This window comes from Streptomyces sp. S07_1.15, from assembly GCF_020739505.1.
GTDB classification, from domain to species: Bacteria; Actinomycetota; Actinomycetes; order Streptomycetales; family Streptomycetaceae; genus Streptomyces; species Streptomyces xinghaiensis.
In genome coordinates, this window is sequence record NZ_JAJBZK010000001.1 from 2,193,008 (window position 1) to 2,213,441 (window position 20,434).

Annotated in this window: 19 protein-coding genes; 7 read left to right on the forward strand and 12 right to left on the reverse strand. The window is 74.5% G+C overall.

What is annotated here, in order from left to right; all coding sequences use genetic code 11:
* The 7 genes from fabI to fabF all read right to left on the reverse strand — a co-directional run bounded on the left by fabI (window position 1) and on the right by fabF (window position 6,539).
* Window positions 1-771 (reverse strand): enoyl-ACP reductase FabI, encoded by a 771-nt coding sequence (gene fabI, locus LIX60_RS09200; protein ID WP_227958010.1) that lies wholly within the window; start codon window positions 769-771, stop codon window positions 1-3.
* Between the two features lie 318 nt (window positions 772-1,089).
* The gene (locus LIX60_RS09205; RefSeq protein ID WP_192883569.1) at window positions 1,090-1,194 is read right to left on the reverse strand and encodes a class III lanthipeptide; all 105 of its coding nucleotides are present in this window, start codon (window positions 1,192-1,194) and stop codon (window positions 1,090-1,092) included.
* Window positions 1,195-1,304: 110 nt separating this feature from the next.
* A complete protein-coding gene (locus tag LIX60_RS31930; protein WP_192883666.1) occupies window positions 1,305-1,391 on the reverse strand; it encodes a class III lanthipeptide in 87 nt (28 codons plus the stop codon).
* 129 nt (window positions 1,392-1,520) lie between these two features.
* Window positions 1,521-1,607 carry a class III lanthipeptide gene (locus LIX60_RS31935; RefSeq protein WP_227962682.1) on the reverse strand — a complete coding sequence of 29 codons (87 nt, stop codon included), beginning with the start codon at window positions 1,605-1,607 and terminating at the stop codon, window positions 1,521-1,523.
* 47 nt (window positions 1,608-1,654) lie between these two features.
* Window positions 1,655-4,366 carry a class III lanthionine synthetase LanKC gene (lanKC, locus tag LIX60_RS09220; protein ID WP_227958011.1) on the reverse strand — a complete coding sequence of 904 codons (2,712 nt, stop codon included), beginning with the start codon at window positions 4,364-4,366 and terminating at the stop codon, window positions 1,655-1,657.
* The gene (locus LIX60_RS09225) at window positions 4,363-5,175 is read right to left on the reverse strand and encodes a GNAT family N-acetyltransferase (protein WP_227958012.1); all 813 of its coding nucleotides are present in this window, start codon (window positions 5,173-5,175) and stop codon (window positions 4,363-4,365) included. The genes lanKC and LIX60_RS09225 overlap by 4 nt, the downstream gene beginning before the upstream one ends.
* The gene (gene fabF, locus LIX60_RS09230) at window positions 5,172-6,539 is read right to left on the reverse strand and encodes a beta-ketoacyl-ACP synthase II (protein WP_227958013.1); all 1,368 of its coding nucleotides are present in this window, start codon (window positions 6,537-6,539) and stop codon (window positions 5,172-5,174) included. Before fabF ends, LIX60_RS09225 begins: the two co-directional genes overlap by 4 nt.
* Window positions 6,540-6,717: 178 nt before the next feature.
* On the opposite strand from fabF, the gene LIX60_RS09235 reads away from it, so the two are divergent.
* Window positions 6,718-7,695 (forward strand): ribonucleotide-diphosphate reductase subunit beta, encoded by a 978-nt coding sequence (locus LIX60_RS09235; RefSeq protein WP_227958014.1) that lies wholly within the window; start codon window positions 6,718-6,720, stop codon window positions 7,693-7,695.
* Window positions 7,696-7,786: 91 nt separating this feature from the next.
* Window positions 7,787-8,029 carry an acyl carrier protein gene (locus LIX60_RS09240; protein ID WP_227958015.1) on the forward strand — a complete coding sequence of 81 codons (243 nt, stop codon included), beginning with the start codon at window positions 7,787-7,789 and terminating at the stop codon, window positions 8,027-8,029.
* Between the two features lie 427 nt (window positions 8,030-8,456).
* On the opposite strand, the gene LIX60_RS09245 is transcribed toward LIX60_RS09240, so the two are convergent.
* The 4 genes from LIX60_RS09245 to LIX60_RS09260 form a co-directional block, all read right to left on the reverse strand.
* Entirely contained in the window at window positions 8,457-9,359 is a 903-nt protein-coding gene (locus LIX60_RS09245; protein WP_227958016.1) for an ACP S-malonyltransferase, read from the reverse strand.
* 80 nt (window positions 9,360-9,439) lie between these two features.
* Window positions 9,440-11,158, reverse strand: coding sequence for a thiamine pyrophosphate-binding protein (locus tag LIX60_RS31735; protein ID WP_227958017.1), 1,719 nt, complete (start codon window positions 11,156-11,158; stop codon window positions 9,440-9,442).
* A complete protein-coding gene (locus LIX60_RS09255; RefSeq protein WP_227958018.1) occupies window positions 11,155-12,396 on the reverse strand; it encodes an aldehyde dehydrogenase family protein in 1,242 nt (413 codons plus the stop codon). The genes LIX60_RS31735 and LIX60_RS09255 overlap by 4 nt, the downstream gene beginning before the upstream one ends.
* A 117-nt stretch (window positions 12,397-12,513) precedes the next feature.
* Window positions 12,514-13,740, reverse strand: a complete 1,227-nt coding sequence (locus tag LIX60_RS09260) for an MFS transporter (protein ID WP_227958019.1) — start codon at window positions 13,738-13,740, stop codon at window positions 12,514-12,516.
* A 35-nt stretch (window positions 13,741-13,775) separates the two neighbouring features.
* Here LIX60_RS09260 and LIX60_RS09265 point away from each other — a divergent pair, with 35 nt between their 5' ends.
* Window positions 13,776-15,149: a helix-turn-helix transcriptional regulator gene (locus LIX60_RS09265; protein ID WP_227962683.1), complete on the forward strand. Its 1,374-nt coding sequence runs from the start codon at window positions 13,776-13,778 to the stop codon at window positions 15,147-15,149.
* Here the strand turns inward: LIX60_RS09265 and LIX60_RS09270 are convergent.
* Window positions 15,139-15,753 carry a 4'-phosphopantetheinyl transferase superfamily protein gene (locus LIX60_RS09270; protein ID WP_227958020.1) on the reverse strand — a complete coding sequence of 205 codons (615 nt, stop codon included), beginning with the start codon at window positions 15,751-15,753 and terminating at the stop codon, window positions 15,139-15,141. The two genes, LIX60_RS09265 and LIX60_RS09270, sit on opposite strands and share 11 nt — an antisense overlap.
* A gap of 274 nt (window positions 15,754-16,027) precedes the next feature.
* Between LIX60_RS09270 and LIX60_RS31740 the strand changes: the two genes are divergently transcribed.
* The 4 genes from LIX60_RS31740 (at window position 16,028) to LIX60_RS09290 (ending at window position 20,328) form a co-directional block, all read left to right on the forward strand.
* A complete protein-coding gene (locus tag LIX60_RS31740) occupies window positions 16,028-16,825 on the forward strand; it encodes a response regulator transcription factor (protein ID WP_227958021.1) in 798 nt (265 codons plus the stop codon).
* A 94-nt stretch (window positions 16,826-16,919) separates the two neighbouring features.
* The gene (locus tag LIX60_RS09280; RefSeq protein WP_227958022.1) at window positions 16,920-18,155 is read left to right on the forward strand and encodes a sensor histidine kinase; all 1,236 of its coding nucleotides are present in this window, start codon (window positions 16,920-16,922) and stop codon (window positions 18,153-18,155) included.
* Entirely contained in the window at window positions 18,152-18,829 is a 678-nt protein-coding gene (locus LIX60_RS09285) for a response regulator transcription factor (RefSeq protein WP_227958023.1), read from the forward strand. The genes LIX60_RS09280 and LIX60_RS09285 overlap by 4 nt, the downstream gene beginning before the upstream one ends.
* A 245-nt stretch (window positions 18,830-19,074) precedes the next feature.
* Entirely contained in the window at window positions 19,075-20,328 is a 1,254-nt protein-coding gene (locus LIX60_RS09290) for a glycoside hydrolase family 18 protein (RefSeq protein WP_374117832.1), read from the forward strand.
* The last annotated feature ends 106 nt before the right edge of the window (window positions 20,329-20,434 follow it).

Sequence of the window (20,434 nt, forward strand, 5' to 3'; positions counted from 1 at the left end):
TCAGACGCCCAGCATGTGCGTACCGCCGTCCACATGGACGATCTCCCCGGTGGTCGCCGGGAACCAGTCGGACAGCAGCGCGAGGCAGGCCCGTGCCACCGGCTCCGGATCGCCCGCGTCCCAGCCCAGGGGAGCCCGCCGGCCCCACTCCTTCGCGAAGCCCTCGCCGTCGCCGCCGATGCCCCGCGCCGCCAGGGTGTTCAGCGGGCCCGCGGCGACCAGGTTCACCCGCACCCCCTCCGGGCCCAGATCCCGGGCGAGGTAGCGGGCGCAGGACTCCAGTCCGGCCTTGGCCACGCCCATCCAGTCGTAGCCGGGCCAGACGCGCGAGGCGTCGAAGTCCAGGCCGACGACGGACGAACCGGGGGCCAGCAGCGGACGGCAGGCCACGGTCAGCGCCTTGAGGGAGTAGGCGGAGGTGTGGACGGCCGAGGCCACATCGGGCCACGGAGCGTCCAGGAAGCCGCCGTCCAGGCAGCTCGCGGGCGCGTGGGCGACGGAGTGCAGGATGCCGTCGACACGGTCCAGACTGCCGCTCAACCGCTCGGCGAGCGTGGCCAGTTGGTCCTCGTCGGTGACGTCGAGCTCCACCACCGGCGGCGGGTCGGGCAGCCGCCGGGCGAGCCGGGCGACGAGGGTGGGCCGGCCGTAGGCGGTCAGCACGATCCGGGCCCCCTGCTCCTGCGCCAGCCGGGCGACGGCCCAGGCGATGGAACTCTCGGTGATGACCCCGGTGACGACCAGGTTCTTGCCGTGGAGCAGACCGCTCATCCCGGCTCCTTCCTCCCTGTCTCGGTGTGGAGGCCGGCGGCGCCGGCCGGGTGTTCCGGGTGCCGGACGAGCCGCCGGGTGCGGACCCGGAGGAGCGGGTCCGCACCCGGCGGAGCCGGCGTACCGGCCGGGGGCGGCGCCGCCCCCGGGAAGGGGCGGCCGCCACGGGCCGTGCGGCCGCGGGGGCGGGGGCGCGCCGCGGCGCGCCCTCCGGTCACCGGGGGGTGTGGGCACCCGGTGACCGGAGCCGTGGCGGGCCGGGGACACCGGTCCGGGACCGGTGCGTCCCCGTCCCCGCGGCCGGCGGACGCCGGTGGATCAGCAGCTGTTGCTGATGGTGCTGCTGGGCAGCGCGGCCTCTTCGGCGGGGACCTCGAGGGCCTGCAGGTCGAGAACGATCGACACGGTTCCTCCTCGGAACATGACACGGATACGGCACGGACGCGGCACGGGCACCGGCCGGCTCCGGGGTGCGGTGGGCCGGGGCATCGCCCCGGCACCGGGACCCCGGCGCCGGCCGGGCCTCAGGAGCCTCAGCAGTTGTTGCTGATGGTGCTGCCCGGAAGGGCAGCCTCCTCGGCGGGGACCTCAAGGCCCTGCAGGTCGAGAACGATCGACATGGTGATTCCTCCTCTCCGGAAAACTCGCGCGCGGACACGGGGACACCGGCGGTGGCCCGGGGACCCGGCGGTTCAGGGGCATCGACCCGTCACCGGGCGGGGCGGGCGGCGGCCGGAACCGCTGCCGGTTCAGCAGTTGTTGCTGATGGTGCTGCCCGGAACGGCAGCCTCCTCGGCGGGGACCTCAAGGCCCTGCAGGTCGAGAACGATCGACATGGTGATTCCTCCTCTCCACGGTCTGGGGGGCAGGGGCACCGGACGGCTCAGGGCCGTCCGGGGTCTGTGGGGCGCGGTGCGCGGGCTGCCGCCGGTCCCGCCAGGAAGGGCAGGAAGTCCGGACGGCCGTCCAGGGCCGCGCCGAGAGCGAGCAGGACACCGGCGTTCCCGGTGGCCAGGTCCATCGACAGCCGGCGCAACTGCTCGCCGGGGAAGGCGATCTGCCCGCGGTAGGACAGGGCGTGCCAGTGGAGGCGGGCCAGATGGCGCTCCACGGCGCGGCCGATCGCGTCGGTGCCGCCTTCGTCGGCGCCTGCGCCTCCGGCGTCACCACCGGTGCCGCCGCCCGCCTGCCGGGCGCGGAGCGCCGCGAGGGTGGCGAGGAGCCCGGCCCGGCCGCTGAAGAGGTGCGGCTCGATGGTGAACTCCGGCTCCGCCGCCCGGACGAGGGCCGGCAGGGTCTCCTCCAGCCGCGCGTCGGCGCGGTGCCGGAGGATCTCGGACGCGACCAGGGCGATGCCCGCGCTGCCCACGTCGAGGTACGGCAGCAGACGGAAGCCGCCGTCCACCTGGAGGGAGCCGTCCTCGGATCCGCGGCAGAGGGCGAGGTCCCGGTGCACGGCCCGCACCGCGAGGCCGAGCCATGCCGCGTCACCGGTGTCCTGGTGGAGCCGGAGGAAGAAGAGGGCGGGCCCGGACCAGCCGTGCAGCAGCCCCGCCCGGCTCCCCCGGCCCGGTCCGGCGGCGATACCGGGGGCGGTGCCGGCGTCGACGGCCTCCGCGAGCCGGCCGGCCACGGCCAGCGCCTCCGCGCGGTGGGCGGCCGTCCCCGTGCGGGCGGCGAAGTGGAGCAGGTTGAGGCCGATGCCCGCCAGGCCCCGGTAGAGGCTCACCTCGCGGACGGCGGACGGCGCCTCGCGGCTCCGGTCGAGCAGCCGCAGCGCGTCCTCGGTCCGGCCGAGGGTGTCGAGGACGTGGGCGATGCCGTGCGCGCCGTCGTAGAAACCGGGGCCGAGGGCCTCGTCCCGGCGGGCGGCCGCAGCGAGCCACTCCTCGTACTCGGACCAGCGGCCGGCGCCGGTGGTGTGCAGGGCCCAGAGGACGCCCGCCGCTCCGTAGGCGACGTTGAGGCCGTTGGTGTGGAACTGGCGTACGTCGCCGGGGAAGAGCCGGTCCCGGCGCTCGGGGGTGGCGCTGAGCAGGATCGCCTCGGCCATCGACTTGCGCACGGCGGGCCAGTCGGGCGCGTCCGCGTCCAGCCGTACCGGCGAGGGTTCGCGCAGCGCGTCCGGCACCCGGGCCAGGGCGTCCGCCGCCGGGGCGAGTTCCCGCCGTACCGCGTCGAGTTCGCCGGGCGCGAGGGGGAAGGAGCGCTCGGCCGCGTCGGCGTAGCGGGCGGCGCGGGCGGGGTCCAGCTCGGAGAGCGCGGTGAGCGGGAAGAGCAGCCAGAGCCGCAGCGCGGCGAGCGCGTGGCGGTCGAGGGCGTAGCCGGTGAGGCCGGAGCCGGAGAAGCCGGGGTTGGCCAGGCCGAGCCGCCGCGCCTCGGCGGCGGGGACGGTCAGTTCGAAGTCGACCAGGGACACGCGGAGTCCGTCGCCGCTCCCGTCGCTCCCGTCGTCGCTCTCGTCGACCAGGATGTTGCCGGGGTGCAGGTCCCCGAAGACCATGCCGCGTTCGTGGACGGCGGTGACCAGCGCCTCGATCCGGTCGGCGACGGCCCGGGCCCGCTCCACATGGGCCCGCAGGGCGGCGGCGTCCGGCGCGGCCTTGGTCAGCGGGTAGTGCCGGGCGAGCCAGCCGTGCAGGGTGTCGCCGGGTAAGTGCTCCACGGCGAGGAAGTGGTGCTCCCAGACCCGGTGGTGGCCGTAGAGCTCCGGGATGCCGGGGATGCCGGCCAGGTGTTCCAGGGCGGCGCGTTCGCGTTCCAGCCGCCGTACGGCGTCGCGGCCCCGGCCGTCGAGGCCGGCGTGCGGGCGGGCCTCCTTCAGCACGGTCCGCCGGCCGTCCCGGTGCCGGGCGAGGTAGACGCCACCGCCGTTGGAGAAGTGCAGGGCGCGCTCGACGGTGTACGGGAAGTCGTCCCCCGCGCCGGCCGTCCGCCGCGCCTCCAGGTGCGGGGCGAGGAACGCGGGCGGCTCGACCCAGTCCGGCACGGTGAACACCGGCCGCCGGTCGTCGGGGACCAGGACCCCGTCCGGCCGTTCGACCGCGGGCACCGGAGCGCCGTCCGGGCCGGTGCAGTAGCGGCTGACGAAGGCCCCGTACCGTACGTGCAGCGGCCCGTCGCCCCAGCGCAGATCGGTGAGGATGTAGGGCCCGGACACCCCGGCCAGCCGCTCGGACAGCTCCTCCAGCGCGTGCCGGAGCTCTTCCTCGCCGGCGGGGTAGAGGGTGACGAGCTTGCCGCTGGCGGAGCGCGGCGCGTACTTGACGCTGTGGGCGGTGACGACGTCGCGGCTGCGCAGGAATTTGAACGGGACGCCGCGGCCGGTGCAGTAGTCCCAGGCCGTCTCGATGATCCGCCGGGCGTTGTCGGGGCGCCCGGAGATGTGGATCTTCCAGCCCTGGGCGGGCATCCGGTGGCCCTCGGGGGTGTGGACCACCCAGACGTCCCGCTCCCCGCGCCGCCAGCCCGCCGGGGCGGGGGCCTCCGTCAGCGGGAAGACGGAGGTGTCGTGCGCGGTGTGGCGGCTGCCGGTGTCGTAGAAGACCGGATCGGCCTGGCAGTACGCCTCGGGCTGGGGACGCGTGGTGGTCATCGCGCGGCCTCCCCGTTGACGGCGGGCCCGGCGGACGCGGCGGGGGCCGGGACGGTGTGGGAGACCGCGTCGGAGACAGCACCGGTGAGCGCGGCGGCGGCCGCGGCGGCACCGGCCGTCCGGGCGGCCGTCCGGGACGCGGACTCCGCGTCGGCGTCCTCCAGCAGGATCTTGATGGAGGTCTCGGCCTCCGGCCGGCGGAGGTGGTCGCAGAGCACGGCGAGCGCCTCGGCCTTCGCGGACTCGGGGATCGCGTCGGGGCCGGTGAAGCCCGGGGTCCGGCGGGCCTGCTCCGCCAGGGAGTCGTAGTACTCGTGGCGCAGCAGCGACCAGACGGCGGCGTGGTGGTAGCGCCCGTCGAGGTAGTGGTACTCGCGCAGGATGCCCTCCAGGACGAAGCCGGCCCGGGTGACCATGCGCAGCACGGACTTGTTGTAGAGGGCGGTGGTGAACTGCATCCGGTGCGCGTTGCGGGCGTGGAAGAGGTGGTCGATCAGCAGGTCGAACGCCTCGGCGCCGAGCCCGCGCTGCCACATCGACGGATCGCCGATCGCGCCGCCGATGACGTAGCTGCCGACCGGGCCCTGGCGGCGGTAGTTGACGGTGCCGACGGTCGTGCCGTCGAGCGTGCGGACCGCGAACTGCCGTATCTCGCCGGAGTCGTTGTAGCGCTTGAGGTCCTCGGGGGTGACGAACTCGCCGGTGTCCGCGGTCAGCACGGCGGTCGGGGAGGCCGGGCCGAGCCATTCGGCGATCAGTTCGTAGTCGGCCTCGGTGGGCCTGACCAGGGTGACGCGCCTGCCCTTCATCGCTTCCCTCCCGCGGCCCGCGCGGCCTGCGCGGTCCGTTCGTCCGGTGTGGTCTGTGCGGGCTGTGCGTCCGGTGCGGGCTGCGCGTCCCGTCCGTCCTCCGGGTGGGCGCGGACCACCAGGACCGCGTTGTGCCCGCCGAATCCGAAGGAGTTGCTCACCGCCACGCGCGTCGGCTGCCTCCGCGCGGTGTGCGGCACGTAGTCGAGTTCCGGGTCCAGCGGGTCGTCGCAGTTGACGGTCGGCGGGAGGATCCCGGTGCGGACGGCCAGCAGCGAGGCGATCAGCTCGACCGCCCCGGCGGCCCCGATCATGTGCCCGGTCATGGACTTGACCGAGCTGATCGGGATGCGCGGGGCGTGGCCGCCGAAGACCCCGCGGATCGCCTCGCTCTCGATGCGGTCGTTGAGCGGGGTGCTGGTGCCGTGGGCGCAGATGTAGTCCACCTCACCGGGCGCCACCCCCGCGTCGTCCAGGGCGTCCGCCATCGCCCGCTTGACGGCGAGCCCCTCGGGGTGCGGGTGGGTGGAGTGGTACGCGTCCGTGGTGGCTCCGTAGCCGGCGAGTTCGGCCAGGACGGCCGCCCCGCGCCGTTCCGCGTGCTCGGCGGACTCCAGGACGACGATTCCCGCGCCGGCGCCCATCACGAAGCCGTCGCGCGCCTTGTCGAAGGGGCGGCTGGCCAGCTCCGGGTGGTCGCCGCGCCGGGACAGCGCCCCGACATTGGCGGAGACCGCCAGGTCGAGGGGGTTGACGGCGTCGTCGGAACCGCCGGCCAGCACCACGTCCGCGTAGCCGTCCCGGATCAGCCGCATGGCGTCGCCGATGCAGACGGCGCCGGTCGCACAGGCCGCGACCACGGCGCCGGACGGTCCGCGGGCGCCGAACCGGTTGGCCACCTCGACCGCGGCGCTGTCCGAGGAGCCGGCCGAGGCGAAGTAGGCGTTCATCCTGCGGCGGCCGCGGTCGCGCAGCTCCAGGACCGCGGTCCGGGTGAAGTGCCCGGCTCCGTACCCGCTGCCGACGAGGACGGCCGTCCGGGGCGCGAGCTCCTCGTCGATCTCCAGCTTCGCCTCGGCCATGGCCTCCTGGGCGGCGGCCAGGGCGAACTGGGCGAACCGGTCGAGGCGCCGGGCGACCCTGTTGGGCATGTGGTCGCGGGGCTCAAAGCCGGTGATCTCCCCGGCGAAGCGGGTCGGCAGCTCGTCCGCGTCGTACCGGGTGATGACCCGGATGCCGCTGCGCCCGGCGGTGAGGGACTCCCAGAACTCGCCGGTCGTCAGGCCGATCGGGGAGACGACCCCGGTGCCCGTCACGACGACGCGCCGTTTCGGCGCCTCGCGTCGGAGCGGTGTCACGGTCACGCCTGTCCCCTTCCTCGTTCGGCCGCCGGCTGCCCGGCACGGCTGAACATTGACACGCCCATCACGCCACTGTCAATAAATGTGACTCGTCATTGACGAAGCGAGACGGTTCCTGTTCACTGATGACCGCATCGCCAGTCATGCGCATGCGATTCACCATCGAGTCAAGGAGTCCGAGATGACCCGCTGGAGCACTCTGCTGCTCGACGAGGCATCACTCGCCGAGATGCCGGACCTCCCTGTCGACCAGGTGCTGCGGCACGCGGATCTCGTCACCGCCGGACGCCCCAAGCCCCAGGCGCTCTACGAACGCTGGGAGAAGCAGCAGTGGTCGGCCCGGGCCATCGGGCTGGAGCGGGACCGGGAGGCCTTCGAGAAGGAGATCTCCCCGGCCGCCCGGCAGGCGCTCACCGACCAGATCGCCACCTTCATCACCGGCGAGTACACCGGGCTGGACCTCCTCGGGCCCATCCTCACCGGCGCCCCCGAGGAGGTGGACCACCTCTACCTCGGCACCCAGATCGCCGACGAGACCCGCCACACCCAGCTGATGCTGCGCTTCGGCGAGGAGCTGCTCGGCCTGGACCCCGACCCCAAGCGGATGCTCGTCCAGGCGTGGAACATGGTCACGCCCTCGCACCGCGAGCTGAGCACCATCGAGGCCGACGTCGTACGGGAGCTCCAGCAGCACCCCTCGGACTACCGCCGCTGGCTGCGCGCCGTGACCCTGTTCCACCTCATCACCGAGGGGGTGCTCGCCCTCGTCGGGCAGCGCGCCATCCTCAACCAGCTGCACGGGACGAAGGCGCTCCCCGGGGTCAAGGCCGGCTTCACCGCCATGTGCCGGGACGAGTCACGGCATGTCAGCTTCGGGCTCCACGCGCTCCGCCAGGGAGTGAAGGAGGGCTATGGCGACGACATCCGCGAAATGCTGGAGCTGTCCGCCCCGATCGCCCTCGGCATCGACCACGGCGACCGCCCGGAGGAGCACACCGGCGATCCGACCATGACGGATCTCAGCGTCCACAGCCTGCGCCGCCAGATCCATCTCATCGGCCTGGAGCGGGAGTTCGCCGACCACCTGGTCACGATCTCCTTCCGGGAACCGGCCGCGGACGAGGCCGCTGGGGCCGCGGACGCCGCCGCGCGCGCCTGAGCCCCGGGGCCGCGCTATCCCGCCCCCTGCCCCCTGTCCCCCGATCCGCCGAGGCCCGCAACGGCCGAACTCACCGAAGAAAGGTCATCCCATGACGCGTGAAGAAATCGTCGCCGGTCTCGCCGAGATCCTCAACGAGGTCGCCGACGTCGAGCCCTCGGAGGTCTCCGAGGAGAAGTCCTTCGTGGAGGAGCTGGACGTCGACTCCCTCGCCATGGTGGAGATCATCGTGGCCACCGAGGAGCGGTTCGGCGTCAAGCTGCCCGAGGAGGAGCTGCGCGAACTGCGCCTGGTCTCCGATGTGGTGGGCCGCGTCGAGAAGCAGCTCGCCTGAGACGGCAGCCCCTCCGGGAGGTGGGGTCGCCGGTCCGGACACCGGACCGCCGCGGCCCCACCGGCCCCCAGCTCCGCCCCGCCGCTCCCCCGGCCTCTCCGGCCCTTCCCTTCCGCCCCCCGGGACGGTTCCGGACCGGCCGGCTCCCCGGCGGGCGCGGACATCAGCCGGCCGGCACCGCGCTTCCGCGGGCCGGCCGGCTCCGTCGTCTCCGCCGTGGTGCTCCTCCTGCAACGGCGGTGGACGGTACGAGACTTCGGGCGGGACAGGGCCTCCCGGCCCGCTCCGCGGCTCCCCGGCTTCCCGGCTTCCCGGCTTCCCGGCGTGGACGGCCCGGCTCCCCCCGACCGGGTCCCCGTACCCACGGACGCCGACGAGGGCCCGGGACCCTTCCGGTACCCCGGGCCCCCGGCCCCGCACCCCCTCGTCAGGAGCCGAGCGCGGTCCTCGGGGTGATCACCTTGGTCGGGAACTCCCGTGCGGTGATCCGGGCGTACATGTTCCGGGGCCCCGGGATCCACACCTCCCGGCCGCCCGCCGAGCGGATGCCGCGCAGCACCGTGCTCCAGTGCACGGGCGTGGTCCAGCCGTCGAGCAGGTCGCGCCGGATCTCCTCGCCGTCCCGCAGCGTCCGCCCGTCGACGTCCGAGATGACGGGGATCCGGGCGGTACGCCACTCCACGGTGCGGTAGACCTCCCGGTCCAGCCGTTCCCGCAGGCCGGCGACGGCGGAGCAGTGCTCGGCCCGGTTCACCGTGTAGAAGGGGAAGCCGCCCTCCTCCCGCACCCGCTGCTCGAACCGCTCCAGGGTCCGCAGGGAGGCGGACACCGCGTGCACCGAGGCGTCGAAGGCGACCGACAGTTCGATCCAGTCGCCCCCGGCGCGGAACTCCTCCACCAGCCGCTCGACCGTCCCGATCGGCAGCCGGTAGAAGAAGTGGCAGCCCAGGGGCTCGTCGAGGGAAGTGAAGTAGTCCTGCTCCACCACCACGCTGCGGGACATCAGGCGCAGCGCGTCCGGATAGCTGAGGGTGCCGGCCCAGACGGCCGCCATCACCTCGCCGTAGCTCTGGCCGCCGCACAGCTCCGGAGCGGCGCCGTACCGTTCCTCCGCCCAGTCGGCGAGGGCCAGCGCGAGGGCCATGAAGCCGCACTCGAAGACCTCCCACTCGTAGATGGAGGCGTCGCGGTAGGCGTCGAGCAGCGGGTAGCCGAGGACCTCATCGGCCTCGGCGAAGCGCCGTTTCGCGTGCTCCTGGGTGGTCACGAAGCGTTCGATGGCGTCGTACCGGGTCGGGGTGAGCCCGGGGAAGAACAGCACCACGGACATGCGTCATCTCTCTTCTCGTGGGTCGGGGCGGCCGTGGCACCACGGGCCGCCGCGCGGTACCCCCGGTCCCGTACGCCGGGTCAGGCGTCCCGGGCGGGGAAGTCGCCCGCGGGCCCCTCGTCCATCCCGGGCGGTACGTCGGTGAGCAGCACCCGTACCTCCAGGACCGCCGGGCGGCCGGAGGCGCAGTGCTCCCACGCCTTCCGCAGGGCGCCGGCGAGCTCTCCGGGCCGGTCGGCCCGCGCGTGGCCGAGGCCGAGGGCCGCGGCGAGTTCCCCGGTGCCGGTGGGGCGGTCCCGGGTGAAGGCGAACCGGGAGGAGCCGCCGGACACCCGGTCGAGATTGGTCTGGAGCCAGCCGTAGCCCCCGTTGTCCAGGACGACGTAGAGGACGGGCGCCCCGGTGTCGGCCAGGGTGGGCAGTTCGGGGCGGAAGATGTTGAAGGCCCCGTCGCCCGTGACGGCCACCACCGGCCGGTCCGGCAGCGCGAGGCGCACGCCGAGGGCGGCGGCGGCGCCGAAGCCCAGGGGGGTCTGCTCGCTGGGCACCACCGAACCGCCGTGCGCGCCGCAGGACCAGTGCGGATGGTGGTACGACCACATGTCCTGCAGGCCGTTCTCCTGCACCAGCACGCAGTCCCCGGGCACGGTCCGGCGGAGCGCGTCCAGCACCCCGGCGACCGACGGAGCTCCCGCGGCCGCGGCGGCCCGCTCCGCCGCGGCGGCCAGCCGGGCGGCTTCGCGGGCCTGGCCGGCGCGGGCCCGCTCCACCCGTGCGGTCCAGTCCGCGCCGGACGGCCGGAAGGCGAGCAGCCCGGCCCAGCCCTGGACCGCGCGGAGCACATCGCCCAGCACATGGAGCCCGGGGCGGCCGGTGACCACGTCCTCCTCACCGGCCACGACCTGGATCACCGGCAGGTCCCGGGCCTCCGGCCAGCCGAAGGTGGCGGTCTCCTCCAGCCGGCTGCCGAGGGCGATCACGAGATCCGTCTCGCGCCACAGCGCGGCGGCGGGCCCGGTGGTGTAGAGGCCGGACAGCCCGCAGAACAGCGGATGGTCCTCGGAGACGACACCGCGCCCGGAGGCGGTGGTGAAGATGCCCGCGCCCGCCAGTTCGGCCAGCCGTTCGATGGCGCGGCCGGCGTCGCGGTTCCGGGCGCCGCCGCCGACCAGGAACAGCGGGCGCTCCGCGGCGGCGATGCGCTCGGCGGCGGTGCGGAGCACGCCGCCGTCCGGGGCGAGCCGCTGCGGTCCGGTGGGGCGCCACGGCGCGTACCGCTCCACCGGGTCCCCGGCGATCTGCTCGGGGATCTCGACGTAGACGGGACCGGGTGTGCCGTTGACGGCGACCACCGCGGCCTTCTCCAGCGCGGCGGGCAGCCGGTCGGCCCGGTCCACGCGGACGGCCCACTTGGTGAACGGGCGGACGGCGGTGAGCTGGTCGAGTTCCTGGAAGGCGCCGGTGCCGAGCCGGTCCAGGCCGGTGCCCCCGGCGATGAGGATCAGCGGGGCGGCGGCGGAGCGGGCCTCCAGCAGTCCGGTGAGCGCGTGGGTGACGGCCGGGCCCTTGCCCACGGCGCACACCCCGGGGCGGCCGGAGGCGAGGGCGTAACCGGTGGCCATGTAGAGGGCGTTGCGCTGGTCGCGGCAGAGCACGGCGGCGGCCGGGCGGTCCTCCAGGGCGCCGAGCAGGTCCATGTCGTCGCCCGGCAGTCCGAACACCGCGTCGGCGCCGAGGTGTTCGAGGAAGTCGGCGACGGCGTCCCAGGCGGTGGGGTGGGTGTACGGGGCGGCGCTCACCGGGCGTCCGCCGGGAGGTGGTCGGCGACGGCCTTGGAGATGAGCACCGGCTCGGCGTGGACGTTCTCCCCGTCGCTGATGTAGTTGGCCTGCCGGCCGTAGCCGCCGAAGGGCGCGTTGCCGTCGTCGACGGAGAGGAGGGTGGTGTCGACGGTCACCGTGGTGCGCCGGCGCAGCGCCTCCACCAGGGCGGGCGCGGTGCCGTAGACACTGGCGCCGAGGGCCCGTTCGGTGAAGCTGCCGGTGGTGAGGGTGGCGGCGAGCGCGGACTCCTCGCGGTAGCCGGCCACGTTGAAGACGGGGGCGAAGAACTCGGGGACGTGGGTCCGCGGGGTCACGGCCTCGCCGTGCACCACCACCGGGTCGAAGCGGCGGCTGCGGAAGTCCACGACGCCGCCGTGCACGATGTCCTTGCGGTTGCGGGCGAGGAAGAGCGCGGCCTCCTCCAGGGCCCCTTCGTAGAAGATCGGGCCGTAGTCGGTGGCCGGGTCGTCGTACGGCCCGTAGCGCAGCCCCTTGAGCCGGGTGATCAGCTCGTCGAGGAAGCCGGGGAGCAGTTCCTCGTGGACGCAGAAGAGGTCCGGGCCGAGGCAGTCCTGCCCGGCGTTGAGCATCCGGACCTCGACGGCGTCGGCGGCGGCCCGTTCGACGTCCGCGCCGGGGGCCACCACGAAGGGGTTGACCCCGGCCCCGAGGTGCAGGAACAGCCGGCCGGTGGAGAGCTGTTCGCGGATGCGCTCGGCGTTGCGGTAGGCGCCGGTGAAGACGACCACGCTCGCCGGGCCCGCGTGGTCGCGGACGAAGGCGCGCTGGCTGGCGGTGACGAGTTCGACGGGCAGCCGGTGGTGCTCGGCCAGCATCCGGTGCAGCCGGACGACCTGGTCCCGCACCTGGCTCGACGGCCGGAAGACGACGCTGCCGGAGTAGAGCGAGGGCACCAGGAGGTAGAGCACGTACGAGTAGAGCAGCACATTGGACGGCATGAAGACCGCCACGCTCCGGACGCGGCCGGGCCGGTAGCGCTCCACCTCCGCCAGGGCGCCGTCGAGGGTGGCGACGGCGGCCTCCAGTTCGTATCCGGCGGCCCGGTGGGTGGAGATCTCGCAGAGCAGGTCCAGTACGCCGCCGGGCTCCCGCGCCAGGAAGTCCCGGACCCTGCGCAGGGCGTCCGCACGCCCGCCGTACGGGACACTCCAGGTCAAGGTGTCGCCGGCGGGCTGGACGGGAGCCGAGGTCATCTGTCCCCCTCACGGTACGAGCCAAAGCTGGTCACCACGAGTGTCAATGGAGAGTCATAATCTGTCAATAGAAGTCATTGACCGCCGCGCGGCCGGGATCCCCGCACCCGTGCCGTCTCACATCTCCCGCAGGCCCGGCGCCGCCCAGCATCCCGCCACCACTAACAGATAGGCACCGGAGATCACCAGGACGGTATGCGACAACCCGACGCCGCCCACCAGCGCGACGGCCGCGGTCGCCCCGAGCGGCACCGCGGACAGCGCCACGGTGTCGATCGCGGCCACCACCCGCCCGTACTGCCCCTCCGGTATCCCGCGTTGCAGCGCGCCGGTGCGCAGCGGCGCGACGGGAGCCGCGACCGCGCCCAGCACGGCCAGCAGGGCGGCGCCGAGCGGGAGCGGGGGCAGCGCGGCCAGCCCGGCGATGAGCAGGCCGGCCGCGAAGCCCGCGGCCAGGAACGTCCTGCGCCGGCCCAGGCGGTGCCCCACCACCGCGAAGGCCAGCGATCCGGCGGCCGTGCCGATCCCGAAGGCGGTCAGCAGCACGCCGAGACTGCCGGCGCTGCCCAGGTGCTGGTAGGCGTAGGTGACGAGGACGACCCCGGCCAGCCCGCTGTCCAGGCCGTTGAAGGCGGTGGAGGAGGCCGTCAGGGTGCGCAGCAGCCGGTGCTGCCGCAACGTCCGCAGCCCGGCCCGTAGTTCGGCCGTGTACCCGCCGGCCGACCGCTCCGGCACCGGGGCCGCGGAGCGGGCGGGGGCGGTTACCCCGGCGGTGACGACCAGCGCGGCGAGGGCGCACACCCCTGCGTTGATCAGCAGCACGCTCGCCGTGCCCAGCAGCGCCACCCCGAGACCGCCGAGGGCCGGCCCGCAGAGCTGGCTCACCTGGCGCACCGCCGTGAGCAGCCCGTTGGCCCGCTCCAGCGGCATCCGCGCCGCGCCGGCCAGCGCGGGCACCAGCCCGGTCACGGCCGTGACGCCGGGGATGTCCAGCAGGCTCGCGAACAGCACCAGCGCCACCAGCGTGGCGAAGTCGAGCCGCCCGAGCGTGTGGAGCAGCGGTATCCCGGCGGCGGCCGTGCCACCGAAGAGATAGGACACGACGGTGGTGGGCTTGAATCCCCACCGGTCGATGAGCGGGCCCGCCGCGAAACCGGCCGCACCGGCGCCGACCGAGGCCACGGCGACGACGATTCCGGTCCGCGCGACGCTCCCGGTGGTCTGCAGGACGAACCACGGGACCGCCACGATCATCATGGCCTCGCCCACGGAGGCGATGGCCACCGCGGTCAAGAGGGCGGTCAGCCCCGCCCGTCGTCGCGGCGCGCCGTCTCCGTGGGACACAAGCCGTGACTTTAGCATGACTGGCTATGACTGAGATGAAAAGGCCAGGTACGGAAGGGACCGGTACACTCCCCTGTCATAGTTCGTTACATTCCCCGCGTCCACACAACCTTTGGCGAGCGATTACCTTGACGGTCGAGCAACCGGAATTCGGGAGGCAGGTACGGGAGATCCGCCGTGCGCAGGGCCTGTCACAGACGGACCTCGCCGGTGACAACATGTCACCCAGCTATATCTCCCTCGTCGAGAGCGGCCGCCGCGCCCCCAGCGTCAAACTGGCCCGGGTCATCGCCGAGCGCCTGGGCGTCCCGCTCCAGCAGCTCGTCGCCCCCCAGCCCCGCGAGGAGCGGCGCACCCACCGGCTGGGCCTCGTCGGACGGCTCGTCGCCGCCCGCTCCTCGCAGCTCTCCGGCGACTGGGAGGCGGCGCACGACCAGCTCCGCGAGGTCATCGAACGCGCCGGCGACTCCGAGGCGGACGAGGTGCTGTGGGAGGCCCGCTGGGACCTGGCCACCACCCTCGGCCACCTCGGCCGGCAACGGGAGCGCGAGGAGACCCTCCGCGGGCTGCTGGACGATCCGCTCACCGAGGCCTCCCCGCTGCTGCTCACCCGGGTCTCCGTGGAGTTCGCCCAGGCACTGCGGCTCGCGGGGAAGCTCTCCGAGAGCGTGCGCGTCGCCGAGGAGGCCGTCCGCTCCGCGGAGTCCCTCGGCGCCGACCCCGCCGAGACCGTCCGCGCCCGGGTGGCCCTGCTGTCGGCCTGCGCCGAGAGCGGCGACTGGCAGCGGGCCGCGGGGCTCGCCGAGGAGCTGCGCGACGCCGTGTCCGCCCTCCCCGACGGCCGGGTGAAGGCCGTCGCCCTGTGGGCCTGCGCCGGTGCCCGGTACGCGGCCGGGGACACCCCGCAGGCGCTCAAACTCCTGGACCGGGCGGCGGAGCTGGCCACCCCCGCCACCGATCTGCAACTCAGCGCCCGGCTGTCCGTGGCCGGGGCGCTGATGCGCCTCTCCGCCGGGGAGACGGAGGCCGCGGAGAGCCTGCTGGAGCAGGCCCGCCGGACCACGTCCCTGCTCGGCTCCGACGGCCGGCGGACCCAGCTCGCCGCCGCCTCCGTCGCGCTGAGCCTCCACCGCGGCGACACCGGCGCGGCCCTGGACCAGGCGCGCGAGGCGGAGGCCGGCCTCGACGGAACGGCACCGCTGGACGAGGCCCGGTGCACCGTGGCTCTCGCCAGGGCGCACCGGGCCGCCGGCGCCGCCGGGGAGGCCGACGCCCGCTACCGCGACGCCGCCGCCCGCTACGAGCGGACCGGCGCCTACCGCTTCGCGGTGGAGGTCTGGCGGGAACTCAGCGAGCCCGTCCCGCCCGGCCGCACGGGCTTCGATCCGCACGCGCTCGTCATGCCATGACCGGCGGTCTGTCGCCCACCTGCCACACGAACACCCGCCGCATCTCGGAGGAGGTCGCCACGGAGGCCGCCAGCCCGGGTTCCGCGGGCACGTCGTAGACATAGGCGACGGGCGGGTCCGCGGACTCACCGCCGCCGGAAGCCGGCGGCAGCAGCACCCGGCCCTCCCGGTGCTGGATCAGTGCGTCCACCTCGCCCGCCAGGGCGAGCCGTCCGTGCCCCGACAGCCGCAGGGAGGCTTCCTTGCGCGTCCACAACTGGGCGAGCCGGCGGGAGCGTTCCTCCTCCGGGGCCTCGTCCACGAACAGCCGCTCGGAGCGGCTGAACGGCAGAAACGCTTCCTCATCGAGGAGGCTCGGCACACCGTGCCCGCTCACCGCCACCGCCGAACCACCCGCCAGCGCGACGAACTGCCGCCGCTCGTCCGGGCACACCGCGATGTCCACCGACGAGCCCTCCAGCTCCGGCCGCCCGTAGGCGTCGCGCCGCAGCGGTACCTCGCGCTCCGGCAGATCCATCAACTGGCCGAGAAAGGCCCGCAGTGCGGCCCACCGGCCCCTCGCCCCGGCGGCGCGGCGGTCCAGCCGCACCGAAAAGACGTGCAACTCGCGGTCCGCGAACGGACGGTGGCGGTCAACCACCGGAGCCGGACCCGCGTCTGTTCCATGCATCGCATCCCCCTAGATGGCACGGAGTACGGAGCGCCCGGGAACGGGTACCCGGGCGTCCCCACGGAATCCCGCGACCCCCACCGGTCATGTGGGGGCGCATCGGGATCAGGTAAAACTCAAGCCAATCCTGACAGCGGAGTCCGCTCGCTAATCTCATCCCTCAGAAGGATTCGACACCCCCCACTCGGCGGGGTCCGGAAGGGGGACCGTGATCCGCGTGGCACTCCTCGGCGCGGGCCGTGAGCGGTCCGCCCTGCGCACGGCCCTGGCCGCCCCGGGCATCACGGTCGTCGGGGCGGACCGGCTTTCCCGGCTTCCCCAGCCGCACCGGGAGCCCGCGGCCCCCGGCCCGGCGCGGGCGGATCTGGTGGATCTGGTGCTGCTGGCCGCCGCGCCGGACCGCCCGGCCCCGCTCACCGCCGTCCGGGCCCTGCGCTCCCGGCCGGCGGCGCCACCGGTGGTGGTCCTGGCCTCCGCCCCCGGCGCCGAGTACATCGCCGGCTGTCTCACCGCGGGGGCCGCGGGCGTGCTGGACCCGGGCGCCGACCGGGCCGTCCTGCTCTCCTGCTTACGCATCCTGGCCTCCGGGGGACGCGTCTTCCCCGCCCCCGCGGCCCGCGTCCGGACCCCTGCCCCGGACACCCGCCCGGCCGGCCACCGGGACGCCCGCCCGGACACCCGCCGGTCCCCCGGGCCGGCGGCCGGCGACCACCGGGCGCTCACCCTGCTGACGCACCGTCAGCGCGAGGTGCTCTGCCTGCTGGCGGCCGGGCTCACCAACCCGGCCATCTCCGCGCGGCTCGGTATCGCACCGGCCACCGTCAAGGAGCACGTCAGCGCCACCCTGCGGAAACTGGGCGTCAGCAACAGGACGAGCGCCGCCGTCCTCGCCCACCGGGCCGGCTGGACCGACGGCGGACGCCCGCCCCCGGCCGCGCCCGCGCCCTCCGCGCCCCCGGAACCGGCCGTGCCTCCCACCGCCCCGCGGCTGCCGTCACCGCCCTGAAGCGGCCCCGCGGACCGCTCCACGGACCGCTACATCCTTGGATGTACGTCCGGGAGCCGACGCCCCGCCCCGACTCCCGTGCTGTGATGGGCCCATGCCGTCCGCCGTCCCCCTCCCGCCCCGCGACGATGGCCTGATTGCCGCAGGTGGTCTTCTCGGCGGTCTGGTCCTGTGGTACTTCGAGATCTACACCACGGTCCCGCGCAGCGCCGACCTCGGCACCCTGCCGCTCGCCCCGCTGGCCGTGATGTGCGTCGCCGTGCTGCTGCGCCGCATCGGCCAGCCGTGGGCCCTGCTGATCGGGGTCGGCGCCCTCGTCGCGGACCAGGTGATCGGCTCCCTGCTGGCGACGGTCCTGATGTTCACCGACGTCGTCTACGCCAGTGTGCTGTACGGGCGCCCCGGCATGGCCCGCCATGTGCTCTCGCTGTCCACGGTGGCCACGGCGGGCGTCACCGTCTGGGCCCTGGCCGCCCACCCGGAGCCGGAGTCGCTGCTCGTCGGCGTGGTCTGCGCCCTCATCACCATCGCCCCCGCCTGGAGCGGCCTCACCATCCGCGAACACCGGGAGGCCGCCCGGGAGGAGCGGCTGCGCGCCGAACAGACGGCGCTGCTCTCCGAGATGGACCGCCGCGAGGCGGTGGCCACCGAACGGGGCAGGATGGCACGGGAGTTGCACGACCTGGTGGCCAACCACCTCTCCGCGATCGCGATCCACTCCACCGCCGCGCTCTCCCTGGGCGACCACAAGGCCGCCCAGGAGGCCCTGCGGGTCATACGGGAGAACAGTGTGCAGGGCCTGGCCGAGATGCGCGGGCTGATCGGCCTGCTGCGCGCCGGCGAGGGCGAGGAGACGGATCTGCTCGCCGCCCCCCGCCTCGACGGCCTCGACGCGCTGCTGGACCAGACCCGGGCCAACGGGGCGGGCAGCGGCCTGGAGTTCGTCCTGGAGGACACCCGCACGCCCGGCCTGCGGCTGCCGGCCCCGGTCGAGATGGCGGCGTACCGGATCGTCCAGGAGTCGCTGACGAACACGCTCAAGCACGCCTCGCCCGGCACCGTGACCGTACGGCTGGCGCACGAGGACGGCGGGCCGCTGACGGTGGAGGTCCGCAGCCCCTGCGACACCGGCGGCCGTCCCCGCGCGCCCGGCGCCGGGGCGGGCCTGGTGGGCATGGAGGAGCGGGTGGCCCTGCTGGGCGGCGCGTTCGGGGCCGGACCGGTCACCGCGCCCGCGGGCGCCGGGCAGCACCCCGGGCCGGCCCCCGCCCGGGCACAGACATGGCAGGTGCGGGCGGAACTGCCCGCCGATGTGAAGGGACCGTCATGACGGAGTCAGCCGGGCAGCCCGTCCGGGTGCTGGTGGCCGAGGACCAGTCCGCCGTCCGGGGTGGGCTGGTGCTCATCCTCCGCTCCTCCCCCGGCATCGAGGTGGCCGGCGAGGCCGCGGACGGCGAGGAGGCCGTGCGGCTGGCCCGGGAACTCCGCCCGGACGTCGTACTCATGGACGTCCAGATGCCGAGGCTCGACGGGGTCTCGGCGACCAGGACGATCACCGCGGAAGGGCTGGCGGACGTCCTCGTCCTGACCACCTTCGATCTGGACGAGTACGTCTTCGGCGCCCTGCGCGCGGGCGCGGCCGGCTTCCTGCTCAAGGACAGCGAGGCGGCGGAACTGGTGGCGGCGGTACGGACGGTGGCCCGCGGCGACGGGCTGATCGCCCCCGCCGTGACCCGCCGGCTGATCGCCGAGTTCGCCTGCCCGGGCCGCGAGAGCCGCACCGGCGCGGAGGACCCCGCGGTGCTGCGGACCCTGACACCGCGCGAACGGGAGGTGCTGGGCTGCCTGGGTGAGGGCCTGTCCAACGCCGAGATCGCCCGGCGGCTGCGGATGGCGGAGGCCACGGTGAAGACCCATGTGAGCAGGCTGCTGGGCAAGCTGGAACTGCGCAGCCGCGTCCAGGCGGCCGTGCTGGCACGGGAGTTGGGCGTCCGGGGGCCGTGACGCCCCGGGGCCGGCGGGCGGGCCGCGCGGCGCCGGAGCGACGGCGGGACGGGCGGCGGGGCGGGCGGCGGGGCGTCCGGCGCGGGACCACGGCACAACTGGTCCAGACCTCTTGACCAGAGGTACAGACCTTTCTACCCTCCTCAGCAATGCGAAGGCCACACCCTCCCGCCCCGCGCGGGCGGAGGGGCGTGCCGTCGGGCGGCCGCAGGATCCACCCCCAACGGATCAACTGAGGAGCAGCCTTGCGCTCAGGAACCTCCCCCCTCCCCCACCGCCGCCCCCGCGCACCCCGCCGGGCCGCCGCGGTCCTCATCACCCTCCTGCTCTCCCTCACCGCCCTCGCCCCCGCCGCCCAGGCCGCCCCGGAGGCGGCCCCCGCCGCCGCGGCCCCCGTCAAGCTGGGCTACTTCACCAACTGGGCGGGCTACGGCCGGAACCACCACCTCAAGGACCTGGTCACCTCCGGCACCGCCGCGAAACTGACCCACATCAACTACGCCTTCGGCAACGTCACCGGCGGCAGATGCGCCATCGGCGACGCCTACGCCGACCACGACCGGGCGTACACCGCCGAGCAGAGCGTCGACGGCCGCGCCGACACCTGGGACCAGCCGCTGCGCGGCAACTTCAACCAGCTCCGCAAGCTCAAGGAGCGGTACCCGCACCTCAAGGTGCTCTGGTCGTTCGGCGGCTGGACCTGGTCCGGTGGCTTCACCGAGGCGGCCGCCGACCCCGAGGGCTTCGCCCGCTCCTGCCGCGACCTCGTCGAGGACCCGCGCTGGGCGGACGTCTTCGACGGCATCGACCTGGACTGGGAGTACCCCAACGCCTGCGGGCTGCGGTGCGACTCCAGCGGCCCGCAGGCCTTCACGAGGATGATGCGGGCCATGCGCGGCGCGTTCGGGAACGACCTGGTGACCGCCGCCATCACCGCCGACGCCTCCGACGGCGGCAAGCTCGACGCCACCGACTACGGCGCCGCCGCGCAGTACACCGACTGGTACAACGTGATGACGTACGACTTCTTCGGCGCCTGGGACGCCGACGGCCCGACCGCCCCGCACTCCCCGCTCACCTCCTACCCGGGCATCCCCGCGGCGGGCTTCAACGCCGACGCGGCCGTCCGGAAACTCGCGGAGCAGGGCGTCCCCGCCGGAAAACTGCTGCTCGGCATCGGCTTCTACGGCCGCGGCTGGACGGGCGTCACACAGAGCGAGCCGGGTGGCGCCGCGACCGGCCCGGCGCCGGCCACCTATGAGTCCGGCATCGAGGACTACAAGGTGCTGAAGACGGCGTGCCCGGTCACCGGCACCGTCGCGGGCACCGCCTACGCCCACTGCGGCGACCGGTGGTGGAGCTACGACACCCCGGACACCATCGCCGGGAAGATGGCCTACGCCAAACAGCGGGGGCTCGGCGGGGCGTTCTTCTGGGAGACCAGTGGTGACACCGCCGACGGCGAGCTGATCGCCGCGATCGACCGCGGCCTGCGGTAGCAGGCGGACGCGGGGCCGTCACCGCCCCGCACCCGGCGACCGGGGAGACGGTGCCGCCCGCCGCCTCCCCGGTTCTCCCGTACACGCACAACGGAGCGGGGCCCCA

Bases quoted from the DNA above. Each gene is read 5' to 3' on its own strand.
- LIX60_RS31930 (WP_192883666.1), bottom strand. From the start codon at position 1,391: ATGTCGATCGTTCTCGACCTGCAGGGCCTTGAGGTCCCCGCCGAGGAG.
- LIX60_RS09205 (WP_192883569.1), bottom strand. From the start codon at position 1,194: ATGTTCCGAGGAGGAACCGTGTCGATCGTTCTCGACCTGCAGGCCCTC.
- LIX60_RS09245 (WP_227958016.1), bottom strand. From the start codon at position 9,359: ATGTCCGTGGTGCTGTTCTTCCCCGGGCTCACCCCGACCCGGTACGAC.
- LIX60_RS09255 (WP_227958018.1), bottom strand. From the start codon at position 12,396: ATGACCTCGGCTCCCGTCCAGCCCGCCGGCGACACCTTGACCTGGAGT.
- LIX60_RS09280 (WP_227958022.1), top strand. From the start codon at position 16,920: ATGCCGTCCGCCGTCCCCCTCCCGCCCCGCGACGATGGCCTGATTGCC.
- fabI (WP_227958010.1), bottom strand. From the start codon at position 771: ATGAGCGGTCTGCTCCACGGCAAGAACCTGGTCGTCACCGGGGTCATC.
- LIX60_RS09235 (WP_227958014.1), top strand. From the start codon at position 6,718: ATGACCCGCTGGAGCACTCTGCTGCTCGACGAGGCATCACTCGCCGAG.
- LIX60_RS31935 (WP_227962682.1), bottom strand. From the start codon at position 1,607: ATGTCGATCGTTCTCGACCTGCAGGGCCTTGAGGTCCCCGCCGAGGAG.
- LIX60_RS09225 (WP_227958012.1), bottom strand. From the start codon at position 5,175: ATGAAGGGCAGGCGCGTCACCCTGGTCAGGCCCACCGAGGCCGACTAC.
- lanKC (WP_227958011.1), bottom strand. From the start codon at position 4,366: ATGACCACCACGCGTCCCCAGCCCGAGGCGTACTGCCAGGCCGATCCG.
- LIX60_RS09265 (WP_227962683.1), top strand. From the start codon at position 13,776: ATGAAAAGGCCAGGTACGGAAGGGACCGGTACACTCCCCTGTCATAGT.
- LIX60_RS09285 (WP_227958023.1), top strand. From the start codon at position 18,152: ATGACGGAGTCAGCCGGGCAGCCCGTCCGGGTGCTGGTGGCCGAGGAC.
- LIX60_RS09240 (WP_227958015.1), top strand. From the start codon at position 7,787: ATGACGCGTGAAGAAATCGTCGCCGGTCTCGCCGAGATCCTCAACGAG.